Raw genomic sequence first — 25,381 nt, 5'->3', positions numbered from 1 at the left:
CCGCAGCGCTCCCGGCGGCCATTCTACGTGGCCGCCATCGACCCTTGATGACGTTTTTGTCATCCTCCCGTCACTCTGATGAGCCGATGCGACGGCTAGTCTGAACGCACCGTCCACCACGCTGCATCCCTTCCTGGAGTTGCCTCATGAAGACCCGCATGAAGATCGCCCGCGCACGAACGCTGCGCGCCCTCGCCGTCCCCGCACTCGCCGCCGTGCTGCTCGCGACGACATTCGCGGCTTCGGCCCAGACCGCCGCGCCGACCGGCGTGCGCGGCACGGTGACGTCGCTGTCGGGCGATCTGCTCAAAGTCCACACGCGCAATGGTCAGGACGTCGACGTGAAGCTGGCCGCCGACACGCCGATTCGCGGCGTCACGCTCGCCAACGTCAGCGACATCAAGCCGGACAGCTACGTCGGCACCGCCGCGATTCCGCAGCCCGACGGCACGTTGAAGGCGCTCGAAGTGCATGTATTCCCGCCGAGCATGCGCGGTTCGGGCGAAGGTCATCGGCCGTGGGATCTCGGCGCGAACAGCACGATGACGAACGGCACGGTCGGCTCGCTCGTGGTCAGCAACGGCCGCACGATTACCATCAAGTACAAGGATGGCGAGAAGAAGATCGTGATTCCGCAGGACGTGCCCATCGTCAGTCTGGAGCCGGGCAACCGCGCGTTGCTCACGCCCGGCACGAAGGTCGTGCTGTTCGCGCACAAGGAAGCGGACGGCGCGATGGCGGCGAATTTCATTTCGGCCGGCGAGCATGGCGTGACGCCGCCGATGTAAAGCGGCGCGTCGTTCGTCTTCCTCCCCCTCGTCTTTGAAGACTATGCCCGACTCGCAAGCATTTCTGGTCGTTCATCCCCTCGTCGTTCGCGTGACGCACTGGATCAATGCGTTCGCGATGGTCTGCATGGTGATGAGCGGCTGGGCGATTTATAACGCGTCGCCGATCTTTCCGTTCCGGTTCCCCGTGTGGGCGACGGTCGGCGGATGGCTCGGCGGCTCGATCGCATGGCACTTCGCGGCGATGTGGCTGCTGTGCGCGAACGGCCTGCTGTATCTCGCGTATGGCGTCGCGAGCGGCCATTTGCGTCGCAAGCTGCTGCCGGTGCGTGCCCGCGAGCTGGCGCGCGACGCGGCGCTGGCGTTGCGCCTCAGACTGCCGCACGAAACCGGCAAGTACAACGCCGTGCAGCGCGCGTTGTATCTGCTGGTACTGCTGCTCGGCGTGCTGCTGGTCGCATCGGGACTGTCGATCTGGAAGCCGGTGCAATTGTCGTGGCTAACCGCGCTGTTCGGCGGCTTCGATTTTGCGCGCCGCGTGCATTTCGTCGCGATGGCCGGCGTGGTCGGCTTTGTCGTCGTGCATCTGCTGCTGGTGCTGCTGGTGCCGCGCACGTTGCCGCCGATGGTCACCGGACGCGCCCGGCGCAATGCGCAGCGCATCGATCAAGCCTCCGAGAGGACTCGCGCATGAGCGCCCCGCAACGAACCGACACGGCGAACGATACGCACGCCAATACAGAAGACGCGCGCCGCTCACGCATCGTGCTTGCCGAGCACCGGCCGCGGATCGAGCAGTTGCAACGGCGCTTGTTTCTGCGCTCCTCGCTATCGATCGGCGCGCTCGCGATGCTGTCCGGCTGCAACCTGCAGGACAACGATTCCGTCGACAAGGTGCTATGGGCGATGTCTCGCTGGAACGACCGCGTGCAGGCGTGGCTGTTCAATCGCAACAAACTCGCGCCGACCTATTCGGCACGCGATATCACCGATCCGTTTCCGTTCAACGCGTTCTATCCCGAGTTCGACGCGCCCGATATCGACGGCTCGACCTATCGGCTCGAAGTATCGGGGCTCGTCGCGGATAAACGCGGCTGGAGTCTCGAGCAGCTGCGCAGGTTGCCGCAGGTCTCGCAGATCACGCGTCACGTGTGCATCGAAGGATGGAGCGCGATCGGACAATGGAGCGGCGTGCCGTTTCGCACGTTTCTCGAGCTGATCGGTGCCGATCTGAGCGCGCGCTACGTCGGTTTCAAATGCGCGGACCGCTATTACTCGAGCCTCGACATGGCGACCGCGCTGCATCCGCAAACGCAATTGACGCTCGATTTCCGCAACGCGCCGCTGCCGGCCAGATACGGCTATCCGCTGAAGCTGCGCGTGCCGACCAAGCTCGGCTTCAAGAACCCGAAGCACATCGCCGCGATCTTCGTGACCAACACGAACCCGGGCGGCTACTGGGAAGATCAGGGCTACAACTGGTTCAGCGGGCTTTAGACCGCGGTCACATAACGCGGCACCGGCTTGTGCGCGCGCGGCGGCGGCGCATCGTGAGCGACGCGCATGCGCTTGACCTCGTCGACGGGACTCAGGCCGAACAGCCGCTTGAACTCGCGGCTGAACTGCGACGCGCTTTCGTAACCGACCCGCACGGCGGCCGCGCCCGCATTCAAGCCATCCTGCACCATCAACAGACGCGCGTGATGCAGACGCGTGGTCTTCACGTACTGCATCGGCGAGGTCGCGGTGACCGCCTTGAATTGCGCATGAAACACCGCGAGGCTCATGCCGGCCTCGGCCGCGAGCGTATCGACGTCGAGCGACGCGTGGTAGTCCGCATGAATGCGCCGCAGCGCCTTTGCGATGCGGCCAAAGTGATTCTGATGCGTGAGCGCCGCGCGAATCGCGCCGCCCTGCTCGCCGGTCAACACGCGATAACAGATTTCCCGGACGATGCCAGGCGCCAGGATTTGCGCGTCGAGCGGCGACGCGAGCGCCTCCAGCAGACGCTGCACCGCGCTGCTCAGTGCGGCATCGAGCGGCGTCGAATACATGCCGGCCGGTTCGTATTGCGCGAGGCCCTGGGTTTCGTTGAGCGCCATCAGCAGTTCGGCGACCATCGTCAGATCGACGCGCACCGACATGCCGAGAAACGGCTCCTGTTCGCTTGCCTCGGTCTCGCATTCGAACGGCAACGGCACCGACAGCACCAGGTACTGCTGTGCGTCGTACTGGAACACCTGATCGCCGAGATAGCCGCGCTTGCGCCCCTGACAGACGATCACGATGCTCGGCTCGTACATGACCGGCATGCGAGGCATCGGACGATTCGCGCGCAGCAGGCTGACGCCTTCGAGGCTCGAGCGCGTCATGCCGGCATTCGGCGCGAGCTGGTTGAACAGTTCGAGCAAGCGGCGTTGCGCGGGGTCTTCCGGAATGGAACCGACAGCTTGAGTGGACATGACGATATGGCGACGGCCAAGAGAATAATGCTTGAAATTTAGCATCAAACAGCCTGTCGCGCTGCCCCTCCAGAGTTTTAGGCAAACCTTCAAGACGATCAGGTATTCCCCGGGCAGCGCCGGGTCCCTAAGATGGGAACCCTGCCGGATCGCCTTTTTCGACGCGCGCAGCATGCGCGGTCATCGACCGCCATGCGCCGACAGCTTGCCAATGGCGGCCCCCAACGCTCGCGCCCCGATCCCGGTTCATGCTGCGGCCCGCCGCATCCGCAACCCAGTGTTGCGCATCGTCGGCGCCTCGCATGTTGCGCCATCACCCTCTTTGCTGGAGCCATCCATGAGCACGACGTATGCCTATGCAGCGACCGACGCGACCGCGCCGCTCGCCCCATTTGAAATCCAGCGCCGCGCACCCCGCGCCCACGACGTGCAGATGGAAGTGCTTTACTGCGGCGTGTGCCATTCCGACCTGCATCAGGCGCGCAACGAATGGAAGAACACGATCTACCCGGTCGTGCCGGGCCACGAGATCGTAGGCCGTGTGACCGCGGTTGGTCCGAACGTGACGAAGTACAAGGTCGGTGAACTGGTCGCGGTCGGCTGTCTGGTCGATTCGTGCCGCACCTGTTCAAGCTGCGCGGAAGGTCTCGAGCAGTATTGCGAGAACGGTTGGGTGGGCACGTATAACGGTGTCGATCGCGTCGACGGACAGGTCACTTACGGTGGCTATTCGACGCAACTGGTCGTCGATGAGGCTTTTACGCTGCGCGTGCCGCGGAATCTCGACGCCGCGGGTGTCGCGCCGCTGCTGTGCGCGGGCATCACCACGTATTCGCCGCTACGCACGTGGGGCGTGGGCCCGGGCAAGAAAGTCGGGATTGTCGGCCTCGGTGGACTCGGCCATATGGGTGTGAAGCTCGCTCGGGCGATGGGCGCGCATGTCGTGCTGTTTACGACTTCGCCGTCGAAGATCGAGGATGCGAAGCGGCTTGGCGCGCATGAAGTCGTGATTTCGAAGAATCCGCAGGAGATGGAAGCGCATGTGAATAGCTTCGATTTCATTCTCAATACGGTGGCTGCGCAGCATGATCTGAATCCGTTTTTGAATCTGCTCAAGCGTGACGCGACGATGACGTTGGTGGGCGCTCCGGAGCACGATCATCCGTCGCCGCAGGTGTTCAATCTGATCTTCAAGCGGCGGCGCCTTGCTGGTTCGCTGATTGGCGGTATTGCCGAGACGCAGGAGATGCTCGATTTCTGTGGCGAGCATGGCATTACTTCTGATATTGAAATGATTCCGATGCAGAAGATTAATGAAGCGTATGAGCGCATGCTCAAGAGCGATGTGAAGTATCGGTTTGTGGTTGATATGGATTCGATGCGGAAGTAATAGCAACTTTTTGGTCGCGCAGCGGGTGGTTTTTTTGCGCCTGCGGCGCGGGGTTCTGTTTTGTTGTTGTGTTTTTTTTGCCTTCGCCCTTTTTTTCTGGGTTCTTAGGGCGTTGGCCTTTCCTTGATTTCTTGTCGGTCTATTGGCGTTGCCCCTGTGCGGGGCGGCACCTACTTTCTTTGCTGCTGCAAAGAAAGTAGGCAAAGAAGACAGCTCAAACCGCTAACTCTTAAGCGGGTCCCTTTGTCCACCGCGGGTAGTGGTGCATCTGGAATCTGTGTTCCCGCACACTCCGCGTTAGTGACAAGGCCATCATTCTTCCGGCGGCGCTGCGCGCGCCGAAGCGCTGTTCTCAAACCATTGGTCGTTTCGGCGCGTCGCCGAGGCGCAGCCGATGGTCCCACTAACATAAAAAAACAGCCTGGTTTCCCTTGCATACGCGTCCGCGACGCACGTAGTGCGGAGTGGGATGGATGACGGCTTTGTCACTGCCGTGGAATGTGCGGGGGCACGGATTCCAGATGCACCACTGCCATTCGTGGAGCACGGTGCCCGCTTAAGAATTAGCGGTTTGAGCTGTCTTCTTTGCCTACTTTCTTTGCAGCAGCAAAGAAAGTAGGTGCCGCCCCGCACAGGGGCAACGCTAATAGACCGATAAGTCAGCAAGGAAAGGCCAACACCACAAGAACAAAGACAAATCCGCCGCAGGCAAAAAAGACAAAAACCATTTGGAGCATCCCAGTGATCGACAGAATAACTGCAATGCGCACATTCATCCGAATTGTGGACACCAACAGCTTCACCCGCGCAGCGGAGTCATTAAACATTCCGCGCGCAACGGCGACGACGATCGTCCAGAACCTGGAAGCCCTGCTAGGCACAGCGCTGTTAGTCCGCACGACGCGCCGCCTGAGCATCACGCCGGAGGGCGCCGCCTACTACGAACGCTGCGCGCAAATCCTGGCCGACATCGACGAAATGGAAGCCAGCCTCCGTAATTCGACCGACAACCTGACCGGCCGCCTCCGCATCGAAATGCCCAGCGCGGTAGCGAGTGCAATCGTGCTGCCGTCGCTAGACGAGTTCCACACCCGTTACCCGAACCTCGACCTCGCGATCGGCGTCAGCAACCGCACCGTCGATCTGGTCTCCGAAGCAATCGACTGCAGCATCCAGCTCGGTGAATTGCCCGATTCCAATCTCGTCGCGCGGCAACTCGGCACGCTCGATCAGGTCACCTGCGCGAGTCCGGCCTACCTGGCCCGCCACGGCACGCCCGCCGATCTCGACGATCTGCGCGCGCACGTCGCGGTCAACTGCGTGTCGCCGCATAGCGGCCGCGAATGCGACTTCGATTTCGAAGTGGGCGGCGAAGCGCGCAAGGTCAAGCTCAACGGCTTCGTACAAGTCAGCGACGAACAGGCGTACCTGACCTGCGGACTGCAAGGCCTCGGCATGATCCAGCCCGCGCGCATCGCCGCGCAGCCTTACCTCGATTCGGGCTTGCTGCATGAAGTGCTGCCGCAATGGAAACCCGTGCCGATGCCGGTCTCGGTCGCGTATGTGAAGAACCGCCGCGTGTCGCCGCGCGTGCGCGCGTTCGTCGATTGGCTCGCGGAGCTGTTCGAGAAAGCCGGGCACGTCGAGCAGGATCTGTCGCGCGTGCGTCAGTTGCTGCGCGGCCTGCATCCCGCGTGAAGCGGGTGCGGGTCCGGGCGCGCGGCGCTCGCGCGTTGACTAGTCCAACGGCGGCACCGGCACCGGCCGCGTCAACAGATCGACATAGAAATTAAAAAACGCCGGATTATCAAATCGTTTGACGACCGTCATCTTCTGCAACCCCGGCGGCGGCGAACTCGTGTAGCCCTTTGCCTTGCCATCGTTGGCGCCGAAGCCCGTATCCACATCCACCCACTCCTCGACGGTCTGCGTCGCGAACGACGGATGCATCAGATAAGCGAGCGTCAGCGTGTCCCAGATGTTCGTCGTGTAGTTCGGATTGGTCTCGAAGCCGTTCTTGCCGTCGTATCCGTAGCCGTTCAGCGTCCTGAACAGTTGCGTGATGATGGTCTGCTTCGCCGGATCGTGCGCGACGCGATCGTACAGTGCCTTGTCCATTTTCACGGTATCCGTCACGTCGAGCGGGATCACCGTCTGTTTGATCGGCAGACGCAGCACCGCTTTCGCCGCTGCGGGATCGAACCACCAGTTGAATTCGGCGGCGGGCGTGGTATTGCCACGCATGTCGATCGCGCCGCCCATGTAAATGATCTGCTTGATCAGCGGCACGATCTCGGGATGCTCGCGCGTGGCCAACGCGATGTTGGTCAGCGGGCCGATCGCGAGGATCGTCACCTCGCCCGGGTACCGCTTGACCGATTCGGCGATGAAGTCGATCGCGCTCTGGCTCTGCACCTTCGTGTGCGTCGCGAAGCCGTCCGGCGGCGCGACGAGGTCGCTAGCCGATTTCGGCTCGGGCTTGCTCCATGCGCCAACATAGCCATCGCCGCCGGGGAATTCCTTCAGTTCCCGCTGGATCGTTTTGAAGTCGTGCGTCAGTGCGTAGTTGGCGCCCGCATAGACGCCGATCTGTTGTTCGACGCCGAGTCGTTCGACCGATTTCAGCGCATCGGCAACACCTTGCTTCAGCCACTGATTGCCCGACACCACGGTAATGCCGAGCACTTTCAGCGCGCCCTGCGCCTGCAATTGCGCGGCCATCACCCCGAGCTGGCCGTCGTCGCCGAGCGTGTTGTAGTCGCTGTCGATGATCACCTTCGGCGGATCGCTCCGGGCATCGAGACTGCTGCTGGCGCAAGCCGTGAAATCGAGTGTGATTGCCACGCTTGCCGCCCAGATCAATGCCACGAGAATTCGCCCCATCGATGCCCCGTTAGGAATGCCGCCGAGTGACGCGGACAAGGAAACCATCATAGGCGCAAGCCGGATGAATGACGAATGATCAGCGCGGCAACGACAGCACACGCAAAAGCGGCTCGCGACGCCACTGCCACGTCGCGAGCCGCTTCGAATAGCGCGCTGTCAAAAGCCCGTTACTGCGATTCCTCCGCCCACACGGCGTTCTCCCGCGTCATCAACGCGGTCGATGCCGCCGGTCCGAACGTGCCCGCCGAATATGAGCGCGGCCGCTCGCCCGACTTCGCCCAGCCTTCGAGAATCGGCTCGGCCCACGCCCATGCCGCTTCGAGTTCGTCGCGGCGCATGAAGTGCGTCAGACGTCCGCGGATCACGTCGATCAGAAGCCGCTCATAGGCTTCCGCGCGACGCTCGGTGAACGCCTGCTGCAGGTCGAGGTTCAGGCTCACCGGCAGCATGTGCATGCCGCTGCCCGGCTCTTTCGCGAGCACTTGCAGCTGGATCGACTCTTCGGGTTGCAACTGGATCACCAGACGATTGCCGTAGGTTCGTCCACCGCTCGGGATGATCGAGAACGGCAGATCGGAGAATTCGATGACGATCTCCGACAGCTTCTTCTGCATCCGCTTGCCGGTGCGCAGGAAGAACGGCACGTTGGCCCAGCGCCAGTTGTTGATCCGCGCGCGCAACGCGACAAAGGTTTCGGCGCGGCTGCCCGCCGGCACGTTGTCTTCCTCGAGGTAGCCCTTGACCGCCTCGCCATCCACCGCGCCCGCCGTGTACTGGCCGCGCACCGTGTCGCGCGCGATGTCCTCGGGCGTCATCGGCCGCAGCGAGCGCAGCACCTTCAGCTTTTCGTCGCGCACCGCGTCGGGATCGAGCGACACCGGCGGCTCCATCGCGACGATGCACAGCAGTTGCAGCAGGTGGTTCTGCACCATGTCGCGCAGCGCGCCGGTCTTGTCGTAGAACCCCGCGCGGCTGCCCACGCCGACCGTTTCGGCCACTGTGATCTGCACGCTCTTGATGTACGGCGCCTGCCACAGCGGCCCGAAAATCGGATTGCCGAAGCGCAGCACCATCAGGTTCTGCACGGTTTCCTTGCCGAGGTAGTGGTCGATCCGGTAGATCTGCGCTTCTTCGAAATGCTTGCCGACCGCGTTGTTGATTTCCTGAGCGGACGCGAGATCGTGGCCGAGCGGCTTTTCGAGCACCACCCGCGAATTGCCGTCGACGAGCCCGGCCGACGACAGGTTGTCGCAGATATGGGTGAACAGATCCGGCGAGGTCGCCAGATAGAACACGCGGTTCACGCCGTCGCGCGACGCTTCCTTCAGGCGCAGATAGTCCTCGGCCGCATCGACGTCCATCCGCACGTATTCGAAAATCGCGAGGAATTTGTCCCACGCCGACGCGTCGAACGCTTTTTCGTCGATGAAGGGCTTGGCCTTCTGCTCCATGAATTCGCTGATGTATTCCTCGCGCGACCAGGGCTTGCGCCCGATCGTCAGAATGCGGGTGTCGGGCGGGAGGTTGCAGTGCAGATGCGCCATGTACAGCGCGGGCAGCAGCTTGCGGAACGACAGGTCGCCGGTGCCGCCGAAGATGATCATGTCGAGCGGCAGGTCAGGTGTGGCAGGAGCTTGTTGGGTCGTCATGGCACGGTCGCAGCGTCTAGGGGGAAGGCGTCGATCAGGAATCGGCGGCGGGCGGACGGGCTACGGCTCACGTCCGCTATGGCGCTTTTTCCGGCAAACATCTATGGTGCAACGTTTTGAGATAGTTTGCACGGCAGCATCTGCCGCAGGTTAGCGCAAGTTGCCAACCTTGCGCGCCAGACAGTCGTTTTTTCGGGATATTTTGCGGGATTATTTGCCGGTTGGGCCGCTGACGGTCAGCCGCGCGCCAGCGCGTCACGCGCGACCCGGCACGCGGCCAGATCCCACGCCGCGCAGCCTACGCTCTTGAACACCACCGGCCCCGCCGGCAAGGGCTGCGTCTGCTCGAGCACCGCGGCGATCCCGCCCACCCGCGCCCAATCGACACCGGCCTGGATGAAATCGCCGGCCTCGTGCATTGCGCCAGCCTGATCGTCGACGAACAGCGCGCTGCCCGCGATCGTAGTCGCGCCGATCTCGACCATCTGCGGCGTGAAAGCGCCGACGCCGATCACGAGCCGCTCGGCGCGTGCCGTCTCGTCGTAGACCGGCTGTTTGCTCGTGGTCAACGCGATCACGACGTCAACCGAAGCGGGAATCGTCGCGCCCGCATCCGCGAGCGGCCGCAGCTCACGCACCTTGCCGCGCTGCGCCGCGCAGAACGCTTCGGCGCGCGCGGGCGCGCTGCCCTTGACCCACACGCGCGCGTCGGCAAACAGTTCGCCGATCGCCTCCAGATGATTGAGCGCCTGCGTGCCGGTGCCGATCAGCAGGAATTCACGCGGCGCGCGCGCGGCGAACGTCGCGATGCCGAGCATCGACATCGCCGCGGTCCGGCGCCCCGTCACTGTCGGACCATCGAGGATGAACAGCGTCTCGCCGGTATCGGCATCGAAGGCCATGACCTGACCGTGGATCGTCGGCAGATGGCGCGCACGGTTGCTCGCGCACACATTGACGAGCTTGTGGATCGCGAGATCGGGCGCGGTGGCGGGCATCGACAGCATGACGCCGCCGGCGTTCAGCGGCACGACGAGCCGCTCGGGGCTCACGATGCGTCGTTGCGCGTAGTCGATGCTAGCGCGCCTCAACGCGTCGACAAGCGCTGCGTAAGGCATCAGCCGCGCGGTGGCGGCGGCGTCGAAGATCTGCGTGATCGGGCGGGTCATGGGCGGAACGATCCAATGGGGGATGGAGTGGGCATGACGTCACCGTAACCGAGCGCGAAAAAATTGACCAGTCGTGTGGACGTCTACTGCCCCCCGAATCGCGAACTCCGCTTGATGCCCAGCGCGCCGGCTAGCTCGTGCCGCGGCTGAGCGTCATCCCCCGCCCTGCATAGAAACGCGACATCGTCGTGAACGGCAGGTACACGTCGGACTGATGCGGCGCAACGCCCGACGGGTTGTGAAACCACACGCCGCCGCGATCCCGCCCGTGCAGCAGGATCAGATGACCGCCCCGCCGCTGGTTCGTCCGCTCCGGATAGCGGATCTCGGGACTCACCGACACGATCGCGAGCGTATCGTCGTCGAGCCGCGCCGCGATCTCCTCGAGCGACGCCTGCGGCAGCACCTCGATATCGAGGCCGAACGCCGGGGCCGCCCAGTCGGCGAACGGCCGGTAGATCAGACCGTCGACGCCACCATCGTCGCGCAACCGGTATACGCCGTGCCGCAGCGCGTCGTCGAGCAGTGCGGCGCGCGGCGCGTGATCGATGCTCCAGTAGTCGAGAGCCGACTCGAGGCACGTCAGCCCGCACAGGCGTTGCGCCCAGAAGCGATAGCGCTCGGGGTCGGCGAAACCGCTGCGCTGCCAATGCGGATCGTCGCACGGGTCGCGCTGCTGTTCGACGATGTCGCGCACCCACTCGGGGCTGCCCCATTGCGTGTAGTACGGGACGTCGGCGTGGCGGAGAACGGGTTCGGTCATCGGTGGTATCGGTCGAGTTGGGTTGTATCGGGCTGGGTTGCGCGGGGTTTACCTCCGCGGCTTCGCGACCCTGCTGACGCACGAAGCCCCACGCGCGCGATGACTGCTGCCCGGCGATCCGCGACTTGTCGAGCACCGCCACCGACAGGCCGCGCCGCGCCAGGAAATAAGCGGCCGCGCAGCCCATGATGCCGGCACCGGCGATCACGACGTCGGCGTGGCGGGGAAACGGTTGGTCGGCGGGCGTGAAGGTCGAGTGCAGCGGGTAAGTCGTGGTCATGGGTGGGCGGATTGGAGATGTGGGCGTCATCTTCGCAGTGGGAGCCATTGTCCGCAATGACGAGCGACGTCGGTACCGCGGCTGGTCGCAGCCGGGACGGCGCGGCCGGCGCCTGCCGGAATACCCGATTATCCGTCACGCGAATATTCGTCGATTATGCGTCACACTAATATTTGACAAATATTCGTCTCACGCATAAATTGCGTTTATTCGTCTCGCAGATAATCCGCCATGCTCCATTTGATCGCCACGTCGGACCAGCTCGCGCAGTTGCTAGCGGCCAGCCGCCGCCAGGCCGGCCTCACGCAGACCGAGGCCGCCGCGCGCGTCGGCGTGAGCCAAAGCCGCATTTCCGCGCTCGAAACCGATGCGAGCGGGCTCACGCTCACCCAGCTGCTCGCGCTGTGCGGCGCCTACGGCCTGCAACTGCAGTTGCGCGACAAAAATCAGCCGAGCTCCGAGCCGGCACCGAACGTCGAGTGGTGAGATGGCCCGGCAAACCGCTTCGAAGGCATTGTCGGTGTGGGCCAACGGCGAGCGCGTCGGGCTCTGGCGGCTGCCCGCGCGCGGCCCGATGGAGTTCGCCTACGACGCCGCCTGGATCGCGTCGCCCGCGGGTCGTCCGCTGTCGCTGTCGCTGCCGTTCACGCCCGGCAACATGACGCACAAAGGGCCGCGGGTGCTCAACTACTTCGACAACCTGCTGCCCGACAGCGACGTCATCCGCAAACGCATCGCGCAGCGCTACCGGACCGAAACGCTCGAAGCGTTCGACCTGCTGCAGGCCATCGGCCGCGACTGCGTCGGCGCGGTCCAGCTGCTTGCCGAAGACGACGCGCCGGCCGGGGTCCAGCGCATCGAAGGCACGCCGCTTTCCGACGACGACATCGAGGCGCTGCTCGCGCAGACGGTCGGCAAACCGACGCTCGGCGCGCCCGACGAATTTGACGATTTCCGCATCTCGCTCGCCGGCGCGCAGGAGAAAACCGCGCTGCTGTGGCACGACGGCCAATGGCAACGGCCGCACGGCGCGACGCCGACCACGCATATCTTCAAGCTGCCGCTCGGGCTGGTCGGCAACCGGCTCGCCGATCTCAGCACGTCGGTCGAAAACGAGTGGCTGTGTCTGCGGATTCTGCGCGCGTTCGGCCTGCCGGTCGCGAACACCGAGGTGCTCAGGTTCGGCAAGCAGCGCGTGCTCGCCGTCGAACGCTTCGACCGGCAGATGCATTCGAGCGGCAGTTGGCTGCTGCGTCTGCCGCAGGAAGATTTCTGCCAGGTCTACGGCGTGCCGTCGCATCGCAAGTACGAAAACGAGGGCGGCCCCGGCGTACTCGACCTCGCGCGAATTCTGCAGCAATCGGTCGAGGCGCGGCAGGACATCGAGACCCTGCTCGCGAGCCAGATCCTGTTCTGGATGCTGGCCGCGCCGGACGGCCACGCGAAGAACTTCAGCATCCGCCTGCTCGCCGGTGGCCAGTACCGTCTGACACCGCTTTACGACGTGATGTCGATCTGGCCGGTCGAGGGCAACGGCCCGAACCAGTGGTCGTGGTACAAGGCGCGGCTTGCGATGGGTCTATGGTCGCGCAGCAAGCACGATGCGTTTCGCGACGTGCAGCGGCGACACTTCAACGCGATGGCGTTGAAATGCTCGTACGGCGCCGACGCCGAGCCGCTGCTCCAGCGTCTGATCGAGCAGACACCTGGCGTGATCGAGCGGGTCTCGGCGGAGTTGCCCGAGCGCTTTCCGGGCAAGGTCGCCGAGCGGATTTTCAAAGGACTTCAAAATTCGGCGGCCCGGCTCGACACGATGCCGGCAAGCTGAACACTTTTCATTGCGCCTCTCGCCTGGCTTTTCCGCAAGGGCGGACCTGCCGGGCTTTGCGGCAAGCGGCCGGATCCGTCGCCTTGCGCACTACTCATTCGTGGATTCCCTACGGTTTCGTCATCGTTTCACCGGTAGAATGCCTTTTGATGCTCAATGCATCAAAGTCACCGGCACGGCCATGGCGTCGCTTGCATCAGCGGACTCGGCGGCCGGTCTGACAAAATCATAAATGGTGATTTTTTTACGGTACATTTGCTGTCCCCGCGTGGCCGATTCATGCGCATAGCATGCGCAGGGTCGGCTTGCGCCTGCCGACCGCGCTCCAGATGTACCTTTTAACCCGGCGGATTTTCACCCAGCATGGCCAACGAAACACACTCACCCGACTCCATCGCGGTTGCCGAGCGCGTGCGCGAGTTGATGAGCAGGCATGGAATCGGCAAGCGACAGCAAACCACGGAGCTATGCCGCATCCTCGATCTGAGTTTTTCTCAGGGGCACCGCAAACTGCGCGGCAATAGTCCGTGGACGCTGTCGCAGATCAAGAAAGTCGCCGAGGTATTCGACGAACCCGCGGCGCAGCTATTCGGCGCGCAGTCGCTCGATCCGGGCGTCGTCGGCGCGATCGCCCAGGAGGCGGTGTTCTGCATCGGCGCGACCGAAATCGCCTGCACCGCGTGGGTCGGCGCGGCGCTCGAAGCGGGTAGCCGCCCGGAATTCGTCGCCTATTCGCGGCTCGGTCAATGGCGCGTCTCGCGTCATGATGGCGCGCTGTATCAGAGCGCGTACGAAGTCCACAAGATCGAGATCTATCCGCGCCGCGCCGAGACCGACAAGCCGGCCATCGCGGTGGTCGACGACGATCGTGCAAGCGCCGATAACCTGCGCGATTATCTGGAGCGCAGCGGCTTCACGGCGGTCGCGATCTATGGGCTCGCGGCCTTCAGCGAGCAGTTGCAGACGCAGGTGTTCGACGGCGTGATCATCGACTGGCTGTTCGGCTCGCAGACCTCGGCGGCCGCGATTCGCGCGGTGCGCGCGTCGGAGAACCCGGACGCGCCGATCTTCGTGCTGACCGGAGAACTGCTGACCGGCAAGGCCAGCGAATCGGAGATCAGCGAGGTGATCCGCGATTACGACGTCGCGTGCTACGAGAAGCCCGCGCGCATGGCGATCCTCGTCGCCGATCTGTCGAAGCGGCTGAACCGCCCCTGAAGCGCGGGCGCCGACGCGCGCCCCGTTCGCGGCAGCGCCGCCTTCACGCGCTCACGCGCTCACGCCTGATGCCGCGCCGCCAGCGCCCGCTGCAGGGCGTGCTTCAGATCCTCGTAATGGACTGGCTTTAACAGCGCCTCGAACACCGACGGCACGCCAGTCGCGCCACTTTCGCCATTCCGCACGACCTCCGGCGCGTACGCGCTGACCACGATCACCGGCACGCCCGCCGACGGTCCGTCGCGCATCGCGAAGTCTTCGAGAAACGTGTAGCCATCGCGCTCCGGCATGTGCAGATCGAGCAGCACCACTTCGCAGCGGTGGGTGTCGAGCCACGCGAGCGCGTCGTTGGCATTGCCGAATGCGAGCGAGTCGTAGCCCATGTGCGCGACCATTTCGCAGAGCGACTCGCGGATCAGCCGGTTATCGTCGATGATCAGCACGCACGGCTGCGCGCCGTCCGGCTCGGCTTGCTCCGCGACCTCGGCCGGCTCGACGGTTGCGACCGGCACGACCGGGATCGTCACCGTGAAGCTGGTGCCCTCGCCGACCGTGCTCGCGACATCCACCGTGCCGCCGAACAGCTTCACGAGCCCTTGCACGATCGTGAGCCCCATCCCCGCGCCTTCGAAGCGGCGCGTGCGCGACGCGTCGAGCTGCGTGAACTCCTTGAAGATCAGCGGGATCTGTTCGGACGGCACGCCCGGCCCCGTATCGCTGACGACGAAAATCAGCAGCGCCGGCTCTTGCCGCAGTTCGACGCGCACCGTGCCGGTCTCGGTGTAGCGGATCGCGTTGGTGACGAGGTTGTTGACGATCTGCCGGATGCGGTGCGGGTCCGACTCGACGAGCCCGCTCGCGCCGCTCGCCTCGCTTTCGAGCTCGAGCCCGCGCGTCCTGGCGGAGATCGTGTGTTCATCGACGATCGACGCCAGCAGCTCGCGCGGCTCGAAATGCTGGTGCCGCAGTTCGAGCTTGCCGGCGCCAAGGCGCGCGTAGTCGGTCAGGTCCTTCATCTGCGCCTCGAGATGGCGCGCCGCGGTTTCGAGCCGCTGGATCACCTTGCGGTCGGCCTCCGAGTGATAGTTGAAGCCGAGCAGTTCCACCGACGAGACGATCGCATGCAGCGGCGTGCGCAGCTCATGGCCGATCATGCCGAGAAACGCATCCTTCGCGAGGCTCGCCTCGCGCGCCGCGCGGCTCGCCTGATGCTCGGCTTCCAGCGCCGCGCGCTGCTGGCGCATCAGCCGCGTGCGGCGCCGGCCGTTGAGCACGAGCAGCAGCGTCGCCGCCGCCGACAGCAATAGCAGCACCAGACCGCCCGCGAACAGGATGCGGCGCTTGTCGATGAAATCGCGGTTCATCGCCTCGCGGTCGGCGACGTCCGCGAAACGGCGCGACAGCGCGAGATCGTTGACCTCGCTCCAGTGCTGGCGCAGTTGCGCGTCGATCCGCGCGGCACGCGCACGGTCGCGCTGCAGTACGTCGATCTCGGGCTGGATGTCGTCGAGCACAGTCTCGAGCGTCTTGATTTCGTCGAGCTGCCGTTGCAACAGAGCGAGCTGCGCGGAGAGCCGATGCGTCGAGCCGGCCATCACGCGCAGCTTCGATTGCAGCAGCTGGAAGCGCAGCTGCAACTGCTGATAATCGTCGTCGGCACCGGACTGATACAGCAGCAGCTGGTTCTCGAAGCGCGCGTACGCGATCTGCAGTTGCGCGGCGTCCCAGTAGAAACCGTCGTAGGTACCGGTCAGCTGCTCGGTCGCGCGCGGGTTCAACAGGTTCGCATAGAGCAGATAGCCGATCGCGCCGGCGGGCGCCGCGAGCGCCATCAGCCAGATCAGCACGTTCAACACGCGCCGCCACGGACGGCGCGCTATTTGACGATGAGGGCCTTGATCTGCCATACGAATTTCGAGTCGCCGACCGCGCCAGTCAGTTCATCTGGAAAAGCGTCGCGCGGATAGATCAGAAACAGCGGCCCGAAGTCGCTGAGTTTCAGGCGCTGGCCGTTCATGCTGTACGCGACGATCACGCCGTAGCGTTCGCAGTCCGACACCGGCACGGTGTAGGTGTAGTCGTCGAACGTGTGGAGTTCGATCTGGGTGCCGTGCGCGCCGACGGCCTTCAGGATGTCGGCGAGCCTGGGCCCGGTGAACGTCGAGCGCGGCGTCCAGGTGGTCGAGGTCGTGATCGTATGCACGGGCAGCGCGAGCAGTTGAGCCTCGTTGAAGTGATAGGTGCGATGCGCGGCGTCGTTGGTATTGGCGATCTTGCCCTGCACGTCGAGCGCCAGCGCCGGCGACTGCCGTGCGCCCGGCTGCGCATGCGCGCAACAGACGGAAAGCCCGACGATCAGTCCCGCCAGCCCCGTCAGCCAGCGCATCCGCCAGGGCCCACCGGTTCCGCTGGCTGCGTTGCGCAGCGTTGCAATCAGATTGGCCATTTGCTTTTTTTATCCGATTTCGTTGATTCGCCGGACCGCGGGCGGCGCCACGGTCAGCCGATCTCATGCCACGCGAAGTGTTGCGCCGTACCGTGCCGTCAAACGCGTGCCACCCCGACACGCGACCTTTGACCCGCATGCATAATATCGCCAAAATGCGCTGACTCAAAAACGGGGACCCGCGATGTCGCGCCAGTGCGTCAGCGCGCGCCGCGCGCGCATCCCCGCGGACCATTGCCTTCCATCGCGCCACGCGGCGCCTCGATAGTCATGAACAAGCCGGTCCTGCCTCTGACGTACGAACAGCTCGATCACTGGATCGAATCGCTGCAACCCGCGTTGCTCGCCGAGCGTTTCTCGATGACGCTCGGGATTCTGCGCGGCGGCGCGCCGCTCGCGCTGATGGTGTCGCACGCGGTCGGCGCACCGGTCGCGTTCCTGCGCTACGACCGCCAGACGCGCGCAGTCGCATGGGATTCGACGCTGCCGATCCCGCCCGCCGGATCGAAAGTGCTGTTGTGCGAGGACATCGCGGGACGCGGTTTTACGCTCGTCGATTGCATCGCGTTTCTGCAGGCGCACGGGCTCGAAGTCAAAACCCTGACCGCCGCGCTCGATGATCTGAGCCGCGCACAGCCCGACTACGCGATCGATGCGCGCGGCTACTTCGCCCTCTTTCCATGGGAGCGCCAGGCATACACCGAGCGCTACCGCGACGACTGGGCGCGCGTCGAAGCCGGCGCCGCGCCCGCGATGGCCAACGACCACGAGTACGCGGCCTACGCGATCGACCTCGACGGCATCCTGCTGCCCGACGTACCACTCGCGCGCTACGACGAGGACCTCGCCGCCGCGCTCGCCGAGCGCGACGCGCTGCTGCCGTTCGAGGTGCTGCCCGGCATCGACCTGCAGCAGGTGCGCACGATCATCACGGGCCGCCCGGAGATGGATCGCGCGCGCACCGAAGCCTGGCTCGCGCGACACGGCTTCGCTCACATGCAGTTGGCGATGCGCACGCCCGGCCTGCACGACGACAGCCCCGCCGGCGCGGCCGCGCACAAGGCGAGCGCGGCGTTGCGCGCGGGTGTCACGCACTTCGTCGAAAGCGATCCAGTGCAGGCGCTGCTGATCGCGCAGCAAGCGCCGCTGCTGCGCGTGATCTGGTGGGATGCGCTGACGCGCACGGGGATTTTGGTGAGCGCAAGGGCGTGGAGTTGAGCGCAACGTTCCTTGTGGGCGCAGCGCTCGAACGCCGCCGCTACCTGTCCTTCGCCTCGCGCAACTGCAAATGCCGCGCGGCCCGCTGCGACGCGACGACGATCAGCTTCATCGTCGCGCGCGTCGCGCCGACGAACAGCTTGCGCGCGCTGCGTTCGTCGAACGCGTCGAAGTCGATCTCGGTGAAGATCACGCACGGCGCCGCCTGCCCCTTGAAGCGGTAGATCGACTCGAACAGCACGTCGCCTTCACGATACTCCGGGTTGCCGAACAGATCGTATTTGCCGGTGAAACTGCGCAGCCGATGCGGTCCGAGCTGATCGAGCGCGCTCATCGCCGAGCCCTCGCGGCCGCGGAACGACAGCACCGCGATGTCCTGCTTGCGAAAACCGAGCGATAGCGCCTGCGTGATGGCGCGCTTGGTTGCGTCGATACTGCTTTCGGCGCCCTGCGCTTCGTCGTAGACCGACACCGAAACCTCGGAGCCGTCGAACGGACTGCCCGACGTAAGTGCCGCGGCCAGCGGCACCGACGCGCCCAGCACGTCGCGCAGATAATCGAGGATGTCGCGAGGACTGCGGTAATTGGTGGTTTCTCTCAGCGTGGTCCAGCCGGGCAACGAGACCGGCTCACGCATGTACAGATTCTGCAGTGGGTCTTCGAGCCACCACCACGCGGCGCCCGGCCGCAGCAGCCGCTCGAGCGCGGCAACCCATGGCTGCTGGAAATCCTGCCCTTCGTCGACGATCAGTACGTCGAATTGCCAGCGCGGTTCGATCGGCGTGTCGGCGAATACGGCCTCCAGTTGATCGAACACCTGCGCCGACCGGAAATCGGGCGCGCGGCCCGCGTCGCGCGCGATCCAGTCGCAAAGCTGGTGATAGTTCGCGACCTTCGCCTCCGGCGGCGCGACCCGCGCGATGTGATCGGCGAGCGGCCGGTTGAAGCACACGTACAACGGCCGCTCGCCGCGCGCGACCGCGTCCTTCATCACCTGCACCGCGAGTTGTGTCTTGCCGGAGCCCGCCGTGCCAATCACGCGCAAACGGAACGGCGCGAATTCGAGCCGCCGGGCCCATGTCGCAAGTCCGCCCGAAAGGCGCGTGACGAGCGTGCCCGCCTGCCCGACGAGCGCGCTCGTGTCGGGCGTCAACGCGAGTTCGTCGGCGAGAAAGTGGTGGATTTTCGCCGCGCAGGGAAGCCGCGGTTCATCGGCCGGCAGCGCTTCGCGGACGATCGCCGCGAGACGCTCGCGCCGCGTAGCGTCGACGATGCGCGCGGGATTCACGCCGGCGATCGCCGCATCCTTGACGATGTGATCGGGACAGTACAGCAGTTCCTCGATGAAATAGGCGCCCGCGCCGAACGCCGCGGTAAAACGCCGGTGCAGACTCTCGATCGTATGCGCGAGCGCGATCGCGACGTTTCGCTCGGTCTGCAGATACACCTTGACGAGCCCCTTCGGCGTTTCGCGCAGAAAGCCGGTCTTCTGCTCGATGATCAGCAGGCGCCCGGCGGGACTCACGATCACGAAATCGGCCTCGCCGAACACGGAGAAGTTCTGGTTCAGGCGCGTCCAATGCACGCCGTGGTAGACGGTGTAGTCGGCGGGCAGTGCCTTTTCGAGCAGCGCGAGCGTTTCACGTTCGCGCGCCGCCGCGCCGGTCGCTTCGAGGCTCTTCCAGTCGTCGGGAACAATGCGGGCCATGCAATGCCTCAATGAGTTGGGATGCGTGTTTTCAGCGGGCAATCCGGAGTGCGGTCATTGTACGCAACGCAATGTCGGCCGGGCGGCCCGTCGCGCAAAGGCGCGCACATCGTGTATCGTTACTGGCTGAACGCCGCGCATGCCGCGCGGCTTGCCAACCGTAAGAGAAAAGGATTTACCGGATGATTACGATCTGGGGACGCGCCAATTCGGTCAACGTCCAGAAGGTCTTGTGGTGCTGCGACGAACTCGTGCTGCCATTCGATCGCATCGACGCGGGCCTGCAATTCGGCCGCAACAACGAACCCGCCTATCTCGCGATGAACCCGACCGGCAAGATCCCGACGCTGGTCGACGACGACTTCGTGCTGTGGGAATCCAACTCGATCCTGCGCTATCTGGCGATGCAATACGGCGAATCGAGCCTGCTGTATCCGGCCGACCCGAAACTGCGCGCGAGCATCGACCGCTGGCTGGACTGGTCGCTGTCGACGCTGCAGCCAGTGGAACGTCCCGTTTTCTGGGCCCTCGTGCGCACGCCCGAGGCCGAGCGCGACGCCGCCAAACTCGCCGCCGACGCGAAGGCGGTCACCGTCCTGTGGCGCCTGCTCGACACGCATCTGCAGGGCCGCTTCTTTCTCGAAGGCGACAAGTTCACGCTCGCCGATATCGTGATCGGCGCGTACGCGAAGCGCTGGTTCGGCCTCGACGGTTTGCAGCGGCCGCCGCTGCCGAATCTGGAGCGCTGGTATTCGCGTCTCACGACGCGTTCCGGGTTCAAGAAGTATGTGGATTTCCCGTTGACCTGAGCATGGCGCGGGTCGGCGGAAACGGTTCAGGTATTCGTGCGACCCGCAAACTCTTCAACCTTGCTCGCGGGGCCGGACACGATCAGCAGATCCCCCGGCACGACAACCGTGTCAGGCCCCGCGTGCTGGAACTCTTCGCCAGCGCGCCTGACGGCCATGACCATCACACCGAACGCCTCCAGAACGCCGCAATCTGCGAGCGGACGGTTGTGTGTCGGCGCCGGGGCATGAATCGCGGCGACGGCAAATCCTTCGCCGAATTCAATGTAGTCCACGATTCGGCCTGCGATCAGGTGAGCGATCCGTTCACCCATTTCCGCTTCCGGATAAACCACGTGATGCGCGCCGATGCGCTGGGCAATCTGGCCGTGTTCCGCGGTCACCGCCTTCAGCCAGATGTCCTTGATCTGAAGTTCCGTTAGGGCCATCAAGGTCATCAGGCTCGCCGAAAGGTCGCTTCCAATGCCCACGATCGCATGAGGGAAGTCCGCAACACCCAATTGGCGCAGGGTATTCACGTTGGTCGAATCGGCCTGGACGGCATGCGTCAAGCGGTCCGCCCATAACTGCACCTGCTGCTCGTCCCGGTCGATTCCCATCACGTCATGGCCAAGCCGAAGCAGCGACTGGGCCACGGCACAGCCGAACCGCCCCAAACCGATGACGACCACACTGTCGCCTTTCGAAAAAGAGAGCGAAATCTTGAACAGGTCAGCCAACAATTGGATGCTCCTCCGGGTAGCTATATTGCGCACGCCGCTCAACCAGCATTAACGACGTCGCAAAGGTAATGGTTCCAACCCGGCCGACGTACATCAGCGCGATGATCACGAACTGTGCCGGCGCAGGCAAATCACCCGTGATACCCGTTGACAGACCGACCGTACTGAACGCCGAAACAACTTCGAAGATGACCTGATCGGTAGGAAAATCGGTGATGTGCAAAATGATCAGTGTGCCGAGCGTGATCATCACGCCACCCAGCGCCACCACGGTAATCGCTTGCCGCTGCGCCGACACGCTGACACGGCGCCCAAACGCTTCGATATCGCCACGCCCGCGGATCTCTGCGATCACCAGCAAGGCCAGAATGGCGATGGTGCCGATCTTGACACCCCCTGCCGTCCCCGCGCTGCCCCCGCCAACGAACATCAGGAAGAAATGCAGGGCCCAGCTGTCATGACTCATTGCGCCGATGTCGAGCGAGTTGAAACCCGCCGTGCGCGCGGATACCGAGGCGAACGCTGCCGAAAGGAGCTTCTCTCCGAACGGCATCGGACCCAGGGTTTGCGGATTGGTCCATTCGAACAGCAGCAACGCAAGAAATCCGCCGAGCAGCAGCACCCCCGTGACCACTAAAGTGAGCCTGGTGTGCAATGAAAGCCGACGGGCACCCCGAAGTTTTTCCCGCAGATCGTACAGAACCGGAAACCCGATTCCGCCGACGACAATCGCGACCATCACCGGTACCAGCATCGACGCGTCGGCGGCATAGCGCATCAGACTGTCCGGGTGAATTGAAAAGCCCGCGTTGTTGAACGCGGAGACCGCATGGAACCATCCACTCCATGCGGCCTCGCCCCATTGGATGTTGTACCCGAGATGAAGCCTGACCGTCAGCCAGAGTGCCGTGGTCAGTTGAGTGACGAGCGTCACGACGAGCACCAGGCGCGCCACGCTGCCGATGTCCCCGAGACGGAGCGTGTGCGTCTCGACCTGGGTGATCAGCTTCGCTCGCAGCGGCAAGGACCGGTTGACCATGAGTCCCAGCAAGGTGGCTGCGGTCATCATGCCGAAACCGCCAATCTGAAACAGGCCGAGGATGACCCACTGTCCAAAGCTTGACCAGTAGGTGCCCGTATCGACAACGACGAGTCCAGTCACGCAGACCGCGGAGGTAGCGGTAAAAAAAGCGCTCAGCCACGGCGCTGCCTCACCTTTGGCCTGCGACAAGGGCAACCTCAAAAGGAGCGTCCCTGCGGCAATCGCAAAGAGAAAAGCTAAGGCTACTGCCCGCGATGGGTGAAGCAGTTGTCTCATCGAGATCCCATCAAACACATTCAGAGACTGACTGACAAAGAATAGGCATTTTTTGCCAGTAAAGACCCTATTTTTCGTTTGTTGTCAGTTGTAAGCCAAGTCTGGGGAATCCCGATTCTCTCGACGCTTCGACCGGCGCGGCACTTGCATCCCCCTGCCTCTATAATCGACGCATGAAAACCGCCAAGCCCGCCGCGACCGGCCGTTCGGTCGCTCCCACACCTGCCGCCCCCGCCGCCGATGCACACGATCATCGAGCGCATCACGATGTGCACGAGCCGTCGCACGCACATGGCCCGTCGCAGGAAGCGGCTCTCGCACTCGCCGAGGAATATTGCCGCGAACGCGGCGAAAAACTCACGCCGATCCGGCGCAAGGTGCTCGAACTGCTGCTGAACTCGGGACGCGCGACCAAGGCTTATTCGCTGCTCGACGAAATGCGCCAGATCCACGCCGGCTCGGCGCCGCCGACCGTCTATCGCGCGTTGGATTTTTTACTGTCGGTGGGGCTCGTGCATCGGATCGAATCGATCAATGCGTTCACGGTCTGCCATGATCTGACGCAATGCCAGCACGGCATTCTCGTCGTATGCCAGCAATGTGGCAGCGTCACCGAATTGCATCAACCGAAGCTGCGTCAGGCCCTCGTCGCGCAGATCGAGGAGGCGGGCTATCGGCTCGCGAGCGACGAAATCGAATTGAAGGGATTGTGTGCCGCCTGTCAGGCGGCCAAAGCGGCCAGCGCGGCCGCGCTGGTGGCCGCGGCGAAATAGCGGCGCGCCATATTGGGTGCGCAACGCTGTGTGACGCGCTGCCAAGCGTCGATGGCCGTGCGCTGCTTCGAGGAACGACATCTCCCGCCGCGCGCCGGCCTGCTCTGTCTAAAACCCGCTCCCACGAGAGCCGCTGCGAAGCTGCGAAGCGTCGATCAACCCGCCGCGCGGGCGTCGATCGCGTCGTGCAGCAGCGTCACGAGCGCTTCGGGTAACGCGGGCTTGGTCATGAAATGCTGGAAGCCTTCGCCGATGCTGCGCAGGCGGTATGCGTCGTCGGTATGGCCGGTGAGCGCCACTGCCACCGAGGGGGAATGACCGCCGCAAATCTCGTGGTCGCGCAGCCGCTGGATCAGATAGAAGCCATCCATGGCCGGCAAGTCGAGGTCGCAGACGACCGCGTCGGGAAGCAACCGCATCGCCGCGACGACGCCCTCTTCCGCATCGGCGACCGCGCAAACCTTCGCGCCTTCCGCCTCGAGTAACAAGGTCAACGATTCCCGGCTGTCCGGGTCGTCCTCCACCAGCACGATCGTGGCCTGATCGAGCCTCATTGCTGCGTTCATCGTATGTTGTTGCTCTGAAAAACCGGTTAGGCCGTCCGAGGGGGCGGAGGTTTCACTTTGTATTTCACTTTGCTGATTGCCGCCGATTCGCGCGGCCACGGTGTTGCTGTCCATGATTCCGACCCGATTTCGCACGCCGAGTTGCAGACAGGTCCGCGCTTGTAAAACATTGCGCCACATCTTCCCGAGTACAACGCTTGCGCACGGTAACGCGCCAAAATTGCACGTCGATGAAAAAACGGCGCTCGACGCACACCGCGATTTAGCTGCTCAGTGTCCGCAGTTTTTCCGCGGCTCGCCGATCGCCGGCACCCGATGTTCCGGCGCGGTTCGTACGAACCCCGTTCGTACGGCCTTCGCCGCCCGGTATCGATTCTGCCCTTCGTATTGTTTGCACAACGCGGCGCTGCCGTTCGTTTTGCGTCGCTCGCATCCGACGACACTGCAAGCACGTCGCGTGCCTCATTGCAGCGGTTCGCGTCACGTAAAGAAGGGCTCGGTCGCGGTTGCCGATGTCGCGCGATGAACGGCGCTGGCCTGCTAACCGGTGGTGTCGCGGCGCTATCATCGTGGGCGCGCATGCGCGCCTACCGATGCCCCCTCATCTCAACCCGAGGTCAACCGACACCATGTCCGCCACATCGCCCGCGCTTTCCGCCGCGACGCTCGACATCCTTCGTCACGTCAGCACCGCCACGCTGACCACGCAGCTATTCAAGCGCGGTCTGCGCAACACCTTCATGCAGGGCGTCGCGCCGCTCGGTCCGCGGCGCGGCGCGAATCTGGTCGGGCCGGCGTTCACGCTGCGCAACATCCCATCGCGCGAAGACATCGACGTACTGGAACTATTCGCGGACCCTGAGTACGCGCAACGCAAATGCGTCGAGACCATTGCGCCGGGCCACGTGCTCGTGCAGGATTGCCGCGGCGAGCGCGGCAGCGCGTCGTTCGGTTCGATTCTGTCGCTTCGTTTGCAGGTGCGCGGTGTTGCCGGGATGGTGTCCGACGGCCCGGTGCGCGACAGCGCGACGATCGCCGCGCTCGACATGCCGGTGTTTTGCGCCGGCGCGAGCGCGCCGCCCAATCTGATCCGCCATCATGCGGTCGATATCAACGTGCCGATCGGCTGTGGTGGAGTCGCGGTGTTTCCGGGCGACGTGATCGTCGGCGATGCGGATGGAGTTGTGGTAATTCCGCTGAAGATGGCCGACGACGTCGCGCAAGCCGCCGCCGGACAGGAACAGCTCGAGGCGTTTCTCACCGAGAGGATTCGTGCCGGCGCGGCGCTGCCCGGCACCTATCCACCGAACGACGAGACGAAGGCGGCGTTCGACGAGTGGAAGAAAAATCGCAAAAGCTAGGGCCTTTTCAAAGGACGCGGCGACCGG

At 64.1% G+C, this 25,381-nt stretch carries 23 protein-coding genes; 12 read left to right on the top strand and 11 right to left on the bottom strand.

The window, feature by feature from the left end; genetic code table 11:
• Nucleotides 1-146 precede the first annotated feature (146 nt).
• From OKW38_RS36930 to OKW38_RS36920, 3 genes are read left to right on the top strand one after another with little or no spacing between them, the layout of a single operon-like run.
• Complete coding sequence (locus OKW38_RS36930) at nt 147-788, top strand: hypothetical protein (protein ID WP_090806023.1); 642 nt, start codon at nt 147-149, stop codon at nt 786-788.
• A 43-nt stretch (nt 789-831) separates the two neighbouring features.
• Nucleotides 832-1,482: a cytochrome b/b6 domain-containing protein gene (locus OKW38_RS36925; RefSeq protein WP_429365345.1), complete on the top strand. Its 651-nt coding sequence runs from the start codon at nt 832-834 to the stop codon at nt 1,480-1,482.
• Nucleotides 1,479-2,285 (top strand): molybdopterin-dependent oxidoreductase, encoded by an 807-nt coding sequence (locus OKW38_RS36920; protein WP_184049935.1) that lies wholly within the window; start codon nt 1,479-1,481, stop codon nt 2,283-2,285. The genes OKW38_RS36925 and OKW38_RS36920 overlap by 4 nt, the downstream gene beginning before the upstream one ends.
• On the opposite strand, the gene OKW38_RS36915 is transcribed toward OKW38_RS36920, so the two are convergent.
• A complete protein-coding gene (locus tag OKW38_RS36915) occupies nt 2,282-3,250 on the bottom strand; it encodes an AraC family transcriptional regulator (protein WP_429333991.1) in 969 nt (322 codons plus the stop codon). The two genes, OKW38_RS36920 and OKW38_RS36915, sit on opposite strands and share 4 nt — an antisense overlap.
• 337 nt (nt 3,251-3,587) lie before the next feature.
• Between OKW38_RS36915 and OKW38_RS36910 the strand changes: the two genes are divergently transcribed.
• Both OKW38_RS36910 and OKW38_RS36905 read left to right on the top strand, forming a co-directional pair.
• Complete coding sequence (locus OKW38_RS36910; RefSeq protein ID WP_429333992.1) at nt 3,588-4,640, top strand: NAD(P)-dependent alcohol dehydrogenase; 1,053 nt, start codon at nt 3,588-3,590, stop codon at nt 4,638-4,640.
• Nucleotides 4,641-5,381: 741 nt separating this feature from the next.
• Entirely contained in the window at nt 5,382-6,338 is a 957-nt protein-coding gene (locus tag OKW38_RS36905; protein ID WP_429365344.1) for a LysR family transcriptional regulator, read from the top strand.
• A gap of 39 nt (nt 6,339-6,377) precedes the next feature.
• Here OKW38_RS36905 and OKW38_RS36900 read toward each other — a convergent pair whose 3' ends face one another.
• The 4 genes from OKW38_RS36900 to OKW38_RS36885 all read right to left on the bottom strand — a co-directional run bounded on the left by OKW38_RS36900 (nt 6,378) and on the right by OKW38_RS36885 (nt 11,387).
• Nucleotides 6,378-7,523: a nucleoside hydrolase gene (locus tag OKW38_RS36900; RefSeq protein ID WP_429365343.1), complete on the bottom strand. Its 1,146-nt coding sequence runs from the start codon at nt 7,521-7,523 to the stop codon at nt 6,378-6,380.
• Nucleotides 7,524-7,693: 170 nt separating this feature from the next.
• Nucleotides 7,694-9,175 (bottom strand): glucose-6-phosphate dehydrogenase, encoded by a 1,482-nt coding sequence (gene zwf, locus OKW38_RS36895; protein WP_090806032.1) that lies wholly within the window; start codon nt 9,173-9,175, stop codon nt 7,694-7,696.
• Nucleotides 9,176-9,411: 236 nt separating this feature from the next.
• Complete coding sequence (gene lhpI, locus OKW38_RS36890) at nt 9,412-10,344, bottom strand: bifunctional Delta(1)-pyrroline-2-carboxylate/Delta(1)-piperideine-2-carboxylate reductase (protein ID WP_429365342.1); 933 nt, start codon at nt 10,342-10,344, stop codon at nt 9,412-9,414.
• 83 nt (nt 10,345-10,427) lie between these two features.
• On the bottom strand, nt 10,428-11,387 hold the full coding sequence (locus OKW38_RS36885) for an FAD-dependent oxidoreductase (protein WP_429365577.1): 960 nt from the start codon (nt 11,385-11,387) through the stop codon (nt 10,428-10,430).
• A 231-nt stretch (nt 11,388-11,618) separates the two neighbouring features.
• On the opposite strand from OKW38_RS36885, the gene OKW38_RS36880 reads away from it, so the two are divergent.
• From OKW38_RS36880 to OKW38_RS36870, 3 genes are all read left to right on the top strand, one after another.
• Complete coding sequence (locus OKW38_RS36880) at nt 11,619-11,873, top strand: helix-turn-helix domain-containing protein (protein ID WP_090806037.1); 255 nt, start codon at nt 11,619-11,621, stop codon at nt 11,871-11,873.
• Between the two features lies 1 nt (nt 11,874).
• Nucleotides 11,875-13,215, top strand: a complete 1,341-nt coding sequence (locus OKW38_RS36875; protein WP_090806039.1) for a type II toxin-antitoxin system HipA family toxin — start codon at nt 11,875-11,877, stop codon at nt 13,213-13,215.
• Between the two features lie 363 nt (nt 13,216-13,578).
• Nucleotides 13,579-14,433 (top strand): helix-turn-helix domain-containing protein, encoded by an 855-nt coding sequence (locus OKW38_RS36870; protein ID WP_429365341.1) that lies wholly within the window; start codon nt 13,579-13,581, stop codon nt 14,431-14,433.
• 59 nt (nt 14,434-14,492) lie between these two features.
• Here OKW38_RS36870 and OKW38_RS36865 read toward each other — a convergent pair whose 3' ends face one another.
• Nucleotides 14,493-16,340: an ATP-binding response regulator gene (locus tag OKW38_RS36865; RefSeq protein WP_429365340.1), complete on the bottom strand. Its 1,848-nt coding sequence runs from the start codon at nt 16,338-16,340 to the stop codon at nt 14,493-14,495.
• Nucleotides 16,310-16,879, bottom strand: a complete 570-nt coding sequence (locus OKW38_RS36860) for a molybdopterin-dependent oxidoreductase (RefSeq protein WP_429365339.1) — start codon at nt 16,877-16,879, stop codon at nt 16,310-16,312. Before OKW38_RS36860 ends, OKW38_RS36865 begins: the two co-directional genes overlap by 31 nt.
• A gap of 270 nt (nt 16,880-17,149) precedes the next feature.
• On the opposite strand from OKW38_RS36860, the gene OKW38_RS36855 reads away from it, so the two are divergent.
• A complete protein-coding gene (locus tag OKW38_RS36855; protein ID WP_429365338.1) occupies nt 17,150-18,097 on the top strand; it encodes a phosphoribosyltransferase in 948 nt (315 codons plus the stop codon).
• Between the two features lie 40 nt (nt 18,098-18,137).
• Here the strand turns inward: OKW38_RS36855 and OKW38_RS36850 are convergent, their stop codons facing one another.
• On the bottom strand, nt 18,138-19,805 hold the full coding sequence (locus OKW38_RS36850; RefSeq protein WP_429333999.1) for an ATP-binding domain-containing protein: 1,668 nt from the start codon (nt 19,803-19,805) through the stop codon (nt 18,138-18,140).
• A 182-nt stretch (nt 19,806-19,987) separates the two neighbouring features.
• On the opposite strand from OKW38_RS36850, the gene OKW38_RS36845 reads away from it, so the two are divergent.
• Nucleotides 19,988-20,614: a glutathione S-transferase family protein gene (locus OKW38_RS36845; RefSeq protein WP_429365337.1), complete on the top strand. Its 627-nt coding sequence runs from the start codon at nt 19,988-19,990 to the stop codon at nt 20,612-20,614.
• Nucleotides 20,615-20,640: 26 nt separating this feature from the next.
• Here OKW38_RS36845 and OKW38_RS36840 read toward each other — a convergent pair whose 3' ends face one another.
• On the bottom strand, nt 20,641-21,333 hold the full coding sequence (locus OKW38_RS36840; protein ID WP_429334001.1) for a potassium channel family protein: 693 nt from the start codon (nt 21,331-21,333) through the stop codon (nt 20,641-20,643).
• Complete coding sequence (locus OKW38_RS36835; protein ID WP_429334002.1) at nt 21,326-22,567, bottom strand: TrkH family potassium uptake protein; 1,242 nt, start codon at nt 22,565-22,567, stop codon at nt 21,326-21,328. The genes OKW38_RS36840 and OKW38_RS36835 overlap by 8 nt, the downstream gene beginning before the upstream one ends.
• Nucleotides 22,568-22,827: 260 nt before the next feature.
• On the opposite strand from OKW38_RS36835, the gene OKW38_RS36830 reads away from it, so the two are divergent.
• Complete coding sequence (locus OKW38_RS36830) at nt 22,828-23,427, top strand: Fur family transcriptional regulator (RefSeq protein WP_429365336.1); 600 nt, start codon at nt 22,828-22,830, stop codon at nt 23,425-23,427.
• Between the two features lie 155 nt (nt 23,428-23,582).
• Here OKW38_RS36830 and OKW38_RS36825 read toward each other — a convergent pair whose 3' ends face one another.
• On the bottom strand, nt 23,583-24,107 hold the full coding sequence (locus OKW38_RS36825; protein WP_090806057.1) for a response regulator: 525 nt from the start codon (nt 24,105-24,107) through the stop codon (nt 23,583-23,585).
• Between the two features lie 515 nt (nt 24,108-24,622).
• Here OKW38_RS36825 and OKW38_RS36820 point away from each other — a divergent pair.
• The gene (locus OKW38_RS36820; RefSeq protein ID WP_090806059.1) at nt 24,623-25,354 is read left to right on the top strand and encodes a ribonuclease activity regulator RraA; all 732 of its coding nucleotides are present in this window, start codon (nt 24,623-24,625) and stop codon (nt 25,352-25,354) included.
• Nucleotides 25,355-25,381: the final 27 nt, after the last annotated feature.

Origin of the sequence: Paraburkholderia sp. MM5496-R1 (genome assembly GCF_050436205.1) — a bacterium.
Classification (GTDB): Bacteria; Pseudomonadota; Gammaproteobacteria; order Burkholderiales; family Burkholderiaceae; genus Paraburkholderia; species Paraburkholderia tuberum.
Note: the sequence above shows the minus strand (reverse complement) of the source record. Positions and strands in the feature narration are given on the sequence as shown.